10 protein-coding genes are annotated in these 7,722 nt (G+C 62.1%); 6 read left to right on the forward strand and 4 right to left on the reverse strand.

What is annotated here, in order from left to right; translation table 11 throughout:
* The coding region (locus EN935_RS14515) for a DHHA1 domain-containing protein (protein WP_245488955.1) at window positions 1–555 on the forward strand (555 nt) is incomplete at its 5' end.
* A 113-nt stretch (window positions 556–668) separates the two neighbouring features.
* On the opposite strand, the gene EN935_RS14520 is transcribed toward EN935_RS14515, so the two are convergent.
* The 3 genes from EN935_RS14520 to folE form a co-directional block, all read right to left on the reverse strand.
* The gene (locus tag EN935_RS14520; RefSeq protein ID WP_109671563.1) at window positions 669–1,640 is read right to left on the reverse strand and encodes a patatin family protein; all 972 of its coding nucleotides are present in this window, start codon (window positions 1,638–1,640) and stop codon (window positions 669–671) included.
* 84 nt (window positions 1,641–1,724) lie between these two features.
* Complete coding sequence (hisI, locus tag EN935_RS14525; protein ID WP_109671534.1) at window positions 1,725–2,183, reverse strand: phosphoribosyl-AMP cyclohydrolase; 459 nt, start codon at window positions 2,181–2,183, stop codon at window positions 1,725–1,727.
* 34 nt (window positions 2,184–2,217) lie between these two features.
* The gene (gene folE / locus EN935_RS14530; protein WP_109671533.1) at window positions 2,218–2,853 is read right to left on the reverse strand and encodes a GTP cyclohydrolase I FolE; all 636 of its coding nucleotides are present in this window, start codon (window positions 2,851–2,853) and stop codon (window positions 2,218–2,220) included.
* Between the two features lie 240 nt (window positions 2,854–3,093).
* Between folE and EN935_RS14535 the strand changes: the two genes are divergently transcribed.
* Window positions 3,094–3,540, forward strand: a complete 447-nt coding sequence (locus EN935_RS14535; RefSeq protein WP_109671532.1) for an iron-sulfur cluster assembly scaffold protein — start codon at window positions 3,094–3,096, stop codon at window positions 3,538–3,540.
* Between the two features lie 17 nt (window positions 3,541–3,557).
* On the opposite strand, the gene EN935_RS14540 is transcribed toward EN935_RS14535, so the two are convergent.
* Entirely contained in the window at window positions 3,558–4,463 is a 906-nt protein-coding gene (locus EN935_RS14540) for a LysR substrate-binding domain-containing protein (RefSeq protein WP_109671531.1), read from the reverse strand.
* Between the two features lie 91 nt (window positions 4,464–4,554).
* Here EN935_RS14540 and EN935_RS14545 point away from each other — a divergent pair, with 91 nt between their 5' ends.
* From EN935_RS14545 to thrS, 4 genes are all read left to right on the forward strand, one after another.
* Window positions 4,555–4,713, forward strand: a complete 159-nt coding sequence (locus EN935_RS14545) for a hypothetical protein (protein WP_109671530.1) — start codon at window positions 4,555–4,557, stop codon at window positions 4,711–4,713.
* A gap of 79 nt (window positions 4,714–4,792) precedes the next feature.
* A complete protein-coding gene (gene yidD, locus EN935_RS14550) occupies window positions 4,793–5,164 on the forward strand; it encodes a membrane protein insertion efficiency factor YidD (RefSeq protein ID WP_109671529.1) in 372 nt (123 codons plus the stop codon).
* Window positions 5,165–5,310: 146 nt separating this feature from the next.
* Window positions 5,311–6,138 (forward strand): class D beta-lactamase, encoded by an 828-nt coding sequence (gene blaOXA / locus EN935_RS14555; protein WP_109671528.1) that lies wholly within the window; start codon window positions 5,311–5,313, stop codon window positions 6,136–6,138.
* Between the two features lie 126 nt (window positions 6,139–6,264).
* A partial coding sequence (gene thrS / locus EN935_RS14560) for a threonine--tRNA ligase (RefSeq protein WP_127373398.1) occupies window positions 6,265–7,722 on the forward strand: 1,458 nt, incomplete at its 3' end.

Raw genomic sequence — 7,722 nt, forward strand, 5'->3', positions numbered from 1 at the left:
GGCACTGGCTCGGGCCGCTCGGTGTCGGGCTTCGACCTCGGCCGGCTGGTGCGCGAGGCGGCCGATGCCGGGCTGATCGTCAAGGGCGGCGGCCATGGCATGGCGGCCGGCATCACCGTGGAGCGGGCGAAGCTTGGCGAGCTCAGGGCGTTTTTCGAAGAGCGGGCGGCAGCCGATGTGTTCCGGCTGCAAGGCGAGGAAAGCCTGGCGATCGACGGCGCGCTTGCCGCTGAAGGCGCGACGCTTGGACTGCTCGACGCGCTGGAAAAGGCCGGACCGTTCGGTGCCGGGCATGCAGCACCCGTTTTCGCTCTGCCGCGCCATCGGCTGGCAGACGCCAGGCCGGTCGGCACCAACCACATCCGCGTCGAGCTGCAATCGGAGAGCGGCGGTCGCATCCAGGCGATCGCCTTTCGCGCCGTCGATACCGCGCTTGGCGAGTTCCTGTTCAAGAACCGGGGCAAGACTATCCACGTCGCCGGTTCGCTGTCGGGCAATTACTGGAACGGCAACCGCACGGTGCAGTTTCGCATTGTCGATGCGGCGCGCGCATAGTCGCCTGCGGCCAACTCAACTAGCCGGTGCAGAGGGCAACAGCGTCGCGGGGCAGCATAGCTCCGTCAGTGTGACGGAACGCACCAATCATGTGTTGAAAGGGGCAGATAGGCCTAGGCCAGAACGGACTGCAGCCGGGTCAGTTCGCCGATCTGGGCCATCGTCGCCTGATAGCCGAGGTTGATCGCCTCGTCGGCGCGATGAAATTCGGTAAGGCCGATATGGCTGAGCTTCGGTTGCAGTGACATGTCGGGCGGATCGCCGGCAAGCCTGGCGCGCGAAATGCGGTCCTGGATGATGTTGAAGGCCTCGACCATGACGCCGGTGATGCCGAGTCGCGTCTGATGCGACTGGTGCTCGGCGTCGACCTGACCGGGTCTCGGCGCGTCCTTTTCGACGACCAGTTCGCCGGCGCTGTGCTTGATAACGGCGGCACGGCCGAACAAGTCATAGTGAAGATTGACCGCTACGACGAGCGGCTGCTCATAGGCACGGCAGACCGAAACCGGCACCGGGTTGACCAGAGCGCCGTCGACCAGCACGCGGCCATTGCAATTCACCGGCTCGAACACGCCGGGCAGCGCATAGGAAGCGCGCATGGCGGTGATCAACGAGCCGCTCGACAGCCAGATTTCGTGGCCAGTGCGGATTTCGGACGTGACTGCGACGAACGGCTTGACCAAATCCTCGAAACGAATGCCGGCCATGTGCTCGCGCAGCCGGGCGTCGAGCTTCATGCCGCCGAACAGGCCGCTGCCACGCAGGTTGAGATCGAGCAGGCCGAAGATGCGTCGCTTGGTCAGGCTGCGGGCGAATTCTTCGAGTTCGTCCAGTTTGCCGGCAAGATAGCAACCGCCGACCAGAGCACCGATCGAGGTGCCGGCGATCATCGACACTTCGATACCGGCTTCGTCGAGCGCGCGCAGTACGCCGATATGCGCCCAACCGCGGGCGCAACCGCCGCCCAAGGCGAGCGAAATGCCTGTTTTCTTCGGAGGTTTCGTTTCGGACGCGCCGCCTGACGAGGACAGGCCGTTGGCCTCCCTGACATCTGGTCTGTTACGCAATGACGCCCACTCGAGCATCATGATCTCCCTTGTCCCACTCCCTTTCTACAGGAAGTACGTTTGAGAATAGTGAACATGAGTGGTTTGTGAATATTGAATGGTTCACAGAGGCTTCCGATACGTGTTTTCCGCATCGAACAGCGGTTTGCTGCCGTCGCCGGCAAGCGTCCCCTTGCCATCGACCAGCCCCACCGTCCGATAAAAGCATGAACGCCGACCGGTGTGACAGGTTGCGTCGTGGCCCAACACTTTGACGCGCAGCCACAACGCATCCTGGTCGCAATCGGTGCGCATCTCGACGACATGCTGGAAATTGCCCGAGGTTTCGCCCTTTTTCCAAAGCGCGTTGCGCGAGCGTGACCAGTAGTGAGCGATGCCTGTCTCCAGCGTCAGCGCCAGCGCCTGCGCATTCATGTGCGCAACCATCAACAGCATGCCATCTTGGGCGTCGGTGACGACGACAGTGACCAGACCGGCAGCGTCGAAGCGCGGTGAAAACACCGCGCCTTCCTCGAGCGCTTTCTTGTCTGACGGAGCTTTCGGGAATTCAAGTGCCGACATCGCCGGTCCTTATCTAGCGAAGTCGGTGGGGCTATCAGACCCCGCCGCCGCGCACCATGGTGACGAAACGGACCTGCTCTTCGGGCGTGTCCTTGAAGACACCGGTGAAGGTAGAGGTCAGCGTTGTGGAACCCTGCTTGCGGATGCCGCGCATGGCCATGCACATGTGTTCGGCCTCGATCATGACGGCGACGCCGCGCGGATTGAGCACGTCCTGGATGACGCCGGCGATCTGCGCCGTCAGGGCCTCCTGCGTCTGCAGGCGGTGGGCGAAGATGTCGACGACACGCGCGATCTTGGAAAGGCCGACGACCTTGCCGTCCGGCAGATAGCCGACATGCGCCTTGCCGATGATCGGCACCATGTGGTGCTCGCAATGCGAATGGAATGTTATGTCCTTGACGATGACCAGGTCATCGTAGCCGGCGACCTCCTCGAAGGTGCGGCCGAGTTCCTCGGCCGGGCACATGTCGTAGCCGCCGAACATTTCGCGATAGGCCTTGGCCACCCGCTTCGGTGTGTCGATCAGCCCTTCGCGGTCCGGATTGTCGCCGGTCCAGCGCAAAAGCGTGCGCACGGCGGCCTCGACTTCGGCTTCGCTCGGCCGGTCGGTAACCGGCTTCTCCATATAGGCTGACTGGGGCATGAGTTTCTTGATGACGGCATCCATAAAAGGCGTCTCCCGTAGTCCCTCTCGGCGGAGGAACGAGTTGAACGGACCACGACCTTTCGGTTTCGGAAACTCGCCCCGTTTCCAGCCCCGTAAGTGGCGTGAACTTCCCGGCAAGGACATTGGCTTTCGTTGTCTTGTCGATACCGGACTACCAGCATTATATATGGTCATGATGAGCGAAAGGAAGACACGACAGCGGCAATCGCTGTTCGCTTGGCGGCGACGGATTGGAAAATAATGATAAACGATGTCTACAATACGAAAATTCTCGGTTTTGCCGGAAACATCGCCCGCATCGGTCGCCTCGATCATCCTGACGCGACCGCCAAGGCGCATTCCAAGCTTTGCGGCTCGACCGTCACCGTCGACCTCAAGATGCGCGATGGCGTGGTCACGGACTTTGCCCATGACGTGAAGGCCTGCGCGCTCGGCCAGGCGTCGTCCTCGATCATGGCGCAGCATGTCGTCGGTGCCAGTGCCGAGGAATTGCGCGCGGTGCGCGACACCATGCTGAAGATGCTGAAAGAAAATGGCGCCCCGCCGGACGGTCGCTTCGCGGACCTCAGATATCTGGAGCCGGTGCGCGACTACAAGGCGCGTCATGCCTCGACCATGCTGACTTTCGATGCCGTGGTCGACGCGATCGGCCAGATCGAAAAGAAGCGCGCCGAAGAAGCGGCCTGAGGGCCGATAACCGACCGTTACAGAGCACGTCTGCTTTCGGCAAATTCGCCGCGTACCCAGTCGGCGAACGCGGCGGCAGGTTCCGGCAGATCGCGCAGGTTTCTGGCCACCAGCCAATAGGCGCCGGATGCGACGTTGATGTCGAACGGCTTGATCAGCGTGCCGGATTTGATTTCCCCGCCGATCTGCAGGAGATCGCCCAGTGCCACGCCATGTCCGAGCAGGGCGGCCTGCTTTGAAAGCGACGCGTCCGCCAGCATCGGACCGCGCGCGGGCACGGCGTCGGCCGGCACGCCGGCCGCTTCGAACCAGCGCGCCCAGCCCTGACGGTTCTCCTCGTGCAAAAGCGTATAGCGACCAAGATCGATCGGCCTCTCGAGGGCAGGGCCAGAAGCTAGCAGCGCCGGCGACAGAACCGGCGAATCGACTGTCGAGGCAAGCCGCTCAGCCTGGCTGCGCGGCCACGAGCTGGCATGTGCGCTGAAGCGCAAGGCGAGTTCGGGCTGATCGCTGCGGAACTCGATCAGCCTTGGGTCCACTTCGAGAGAGACGTCGATATCGGGCCGCAATTGGCGAAATCGATTGAGCCGGGGCACCAGCCACACGGATGCAAGCGACGGCTCGACACTGACGCGAACCACGGACTGCATCGGCGTCGCCACCAGTTCCCCAAGCAAGGTGTCGATGGCGTCGAAACTCCTGACAAGCTGATCCAGCAGACGCTGGCCTGCATCCGTCAGTTCGACGCGGCGATGGTGACGTTCGAACAGGGGTTGTCGCAGAAAGATTTCGAGCTCGCGGATCTGCCGGCTGATCGCCGCCTGCGAGACGAAAAGCTCCTCGGCGGCCCGGCTGAAGCTCAGATGCCTGCCGGCCGCCTCGAAGCTTCTCAATGCCGTCAGCGGCAAGCGTCCGCGTTTCATTCGCATAACCCAGGATTATCCGAAGTGGAAATTATACTCGTTTGAAGGCGAAGGCCAGCGGCGGTCTAATCGCGTCAAAGGAGATACGACCATGATCCAGTTCCTGAGCATCTTCGGCGATGTCATGCGGATCGCGACGTTCCAATGGCGTAACGAAAGACAGCATGGAAAGCGCGGCGAAGAGCCGGCCAGCCCCGGCTGCTGGACGCCTTCGGTTGACAGGCAGCCGTTTCGCCGTTCCCGCCCATGACGACAGGCAGACAGGCGGGGATTGCGTTCTTCCGCCGAAGCCCACATCTATCGAGCTGGAACGTGATACGGAGACCGCGGTGGATCCGCATGGGCATGCCCATATTGCCAAACCGTCGGGGCGCGGCCGCAACTGGCCCGGCCCGTGGCGCAAGACGCCCGGCCGTCTGCTCGGTACGTCGCTCGTGCGCCTTTATCAGCTGACGCTGTCCGGCTTTGTCGGCAATTCCTGCCGGCATCTGCCGACCTGTTCGGAGTATGCGCATGAGGCGATCGCCCGCCATGGCTTGTGGGCCGGCGGCTGGATGGGGTTTTTCCGCGTGCTGCGCTGCGGGCCATTCGGCACGCACGGCATCGACCGCGTGCCGGAAGCCTTGGCGGAGCGCTACGTCTGGTTCATGCCCTGGCGGTACTGGCGGATCGGCAGCAAGCGTGGCGAAGCGCAGGGCTGATGGCGCCGGTCATGTTCCGGCGGCACTGCGCGTTTACGATCTGGTAGGGTTAACACAAGCCTGCACAAAGACTGCGCATTTGAGACAAAATCGAGACAAGAGACCTCGCTAAGCCGCTCGCGAACACCCTTCTGGAGCGAGCATCAATGCGCAATTTCGACCGTCTTCCCTTCATCTTTGCCGGAATCCTGTTCCTGCTCGCCTGGCTGCTGGGATTTCCGTTGCGCGCGCAATCGGCGCCACTGAAGGACGTCGAATGCACGGTGATCGCTGACGCGGCGAGCGGCACGACGCTTTACCAGGATGGTGTGTGCGACCAGCGGTTCAGCCCGGCTTCGACGTTCAAGGTGCCGCTGTCGCTGATCGGCTACGACAGCGGGATCCTGAACGACGAGCACACGCCGAGCTGGGATTACAAGCCTGAATTCAACGCGGTGAAGCGGGATCAGAAGACAGTCGACCCGGTGGTCTGGGAGCGGGATTCGATCCTGTGGTTCTCCCGGGAAATCACCCGCCGGCTCGGGCAGCAGAGTTTTGCCGGCTACGTCTCGAAATTCGACTACGGCAACGCCGATGTTTCCGGCAACCCCGGTAAGAATGATGGTCTGACCCAGTCCTGGGTGAATTCCTCGCTCAAGATCACGCCGGTCGAGCAGGTCGATTTCCTGCGCAAGCTACTGGCCCGCAAGCTGCCGGTCTCGGCCAAGGCTTACGACATGACATCAGCCATTATCCCGACCTTCCAGGCCGGAGGCTGGACGGTGCAAGGCAAGACCGGCAGCACCAGGCTGCGTAACGACGCCGACAAGGTCCAGGACAAGCGCTCGCTCGGCTGGTTCGTCGGCTGGGCGAACAAGGATGGCCGCCAGATCGTCTTTGCGCGGCTTGTCGTCGACACCAACCGCACCGATATGCCGAAGGGCCTCAAGACCCGGGCCGCGTTCCTGAAGGATCTGCCGCTGCTCATCAAATGAAGGCCTGACACCTGAGCCGGGCTTTACGGCGGCGGAATCTGTCCATAAAAGACAGCCGCCGCCGGACGCATCCGGCTTTTCCCACGACCACCCGCGCTCGTTTGCGGGACTGGATAGGAGATACACATGCTGAATTCCGTTTCCCTGACATTTCCCGACGGCTCCGTTCGCGAATACGACGCGGCGATGACCGGTGCTGGCCTAGCCGAATCGATTTCGAAGTCCTTGGCCAAGAAGGCCGTCGCCTACGCCATCGACGGGACCGTGCGCGACCTCAGTGACCCGCTGGGTAAGTCCGGCAAGGTCGAGATCGTCACCCGCGATGATCCGCGCGCGCTGGAACTGATCCGCCACGACACCGCACACGTGCTGGCGGAAGCCGTGCAGGAGATATGGCCGGGAACGCAGGTGACCATCGGGCCGGTGATCGAGAACGGGTTCTACTACGACTTTGCCCGCAACGAGCCGTTCACGCCTGACGATTTTCCGGTGATCGAGAAGAAGATGCGCGAAATCATTGCGCGCAACAAGCTGTTCACCAAAGAGGTCTGGCCGCGCGACAAGGCGAAAAAAGTGTTTGCCGACAAGGGCGAACGCTACAAGCTCGAGCTGATCGACGCCATTCCCGAGGATCAGGATCTCAAGATCTACGCGCAGGGCGACTGGTTCGACCTTTGCCGTGGCCCGCACATGGCCTCGACCGGGCAGATCGGCAACGCCTTCAAATTGATGAAGGTGGCCGGCGCCTATTGGCGCGGTGACTCGAACAATCCGATGCTGACGCGCATCTACGGCACCGCCTGGGCCGACCAGGCGCAGCTAGAAGCCTACCAGACGATGCTGGAGGAGGCCGAGAAGCGCGACCACAGGAAGATCGGCCGCGAGATGGACCTGTTCCATTTCCAGGAAGAGGGACCGGGCGTCGTCTTCTGGCACGCCAAGGGCTGGAAGATGTTCCAGAATCTGGTCAACTACATGCGCCGCCGCCTCGACGAGCAGGGCTATCAGGAGGTCAACGCACCGCAGGTTCTCGACAAGAGCCTGTGGGAGACGTCAGGCCACTGGGGTTGGTATCGCGACGCCATGTTCAAGGTGACGGTCGCCGGCGACGACACCGATGACGACCGCGTCTTCGCGCTGAAGCCGATGAACTGTCCGGGCCATGTGCAGATATTCAAGCATGGGTTGAAGTCCTATCGCGATCTACCCGTAAAGCTTGCAGAATTCGGCAATGTGCACCGTTACGAGCCGTCCGGAGCACTGCACGGGCTGATGCGCGTGCGCGGCTTTACGCAGGACGATGCGCACATCTTCTGCACCGAGGAACAGCTGGCAGCGGAATGCCTGCGCATCAACGATTTGATCCTGTCGACCTATGCCGATTTCGGTTTTGAAGAAGTCAGCGTCAAGCTGTCGACACGGCCGGACAAGCGCGTCGGCACCGACGAGGCGTGGGATCACGCCGAGGCGATCATGGGCAACGTGTTGGAGACAATCAGGACGCGGTCCGGCAATCGGATCAAGACCTCGATCAATCCGGGCGAGGGTGCCTTCTACGGGCCGAAATTCGAGTATGTGCTGAAG

This window comes from Mesorhizobium sp. M7D.F.Ca.US.004.03.1.1, from assembly GCF_003998635.1.
Lineage (GTDB): Bacteria > Pseudomonadota > Alphaproteobacteria > Rhizobiales > Rhizobiaceae > Mesorhizobium > Mesorhizobium loti.

What these genes read in the sequence shown, in the direction of transcription:
- EN935_RS14520 (WP_109671563.1), bottom strand. Translation starts at nt 1,640, where the DNA reads ATGCTCGAGTGGGCGTCATTGCGTAACAGACCAGATGTCAGGGAGGCC.
- hisI (WP_109671534.1), bottom strand. Translation starts at nt 2,183, where the DNA reads ATGTCGGCACTTGAATTCCCGAAAGCTCCGTCAGACAAGAAAGCGCTC.
- folE (WP_109671533.1), bottom strand. Translation starts at nt 2,853, where the DNA reads ATGGATGCCGTCATCAAGAAACTCATGCCCCAGTCAGCCTATATGGAG.
- EN935_RS14535 (WP_109671532.1), top strand. Translation starts at nt 3,094, where the DNA reads ATGATAAACGATGTCTACAATACGAAAATTCTCGGTTTTGCCGGAAAC.
- EN935_RS14540 (WP_109671531.1), bottom strand. Translation starts at nt 4,463, where the DNA reads ATGAAACGCGGACGCTTGCCGCTGACGGCATTGAGAAGCTTCGAGGCG.
- EN935_RS14545 (WP_109671530.1), top strand. Translation starts at nt 4,555, where the DNA reads ATGATCCAGTTCCTGAGCATCTTCGGCGATGTCATGCGGATCGCGACG.
- blaOXA (WP_109671528.1), top strand. Translation starts at nt 5,311, where the DNA reads ATGCGCAATTTCGACCGTCTTCCCTTCATCTTTGCCGGAATCCTGTTC.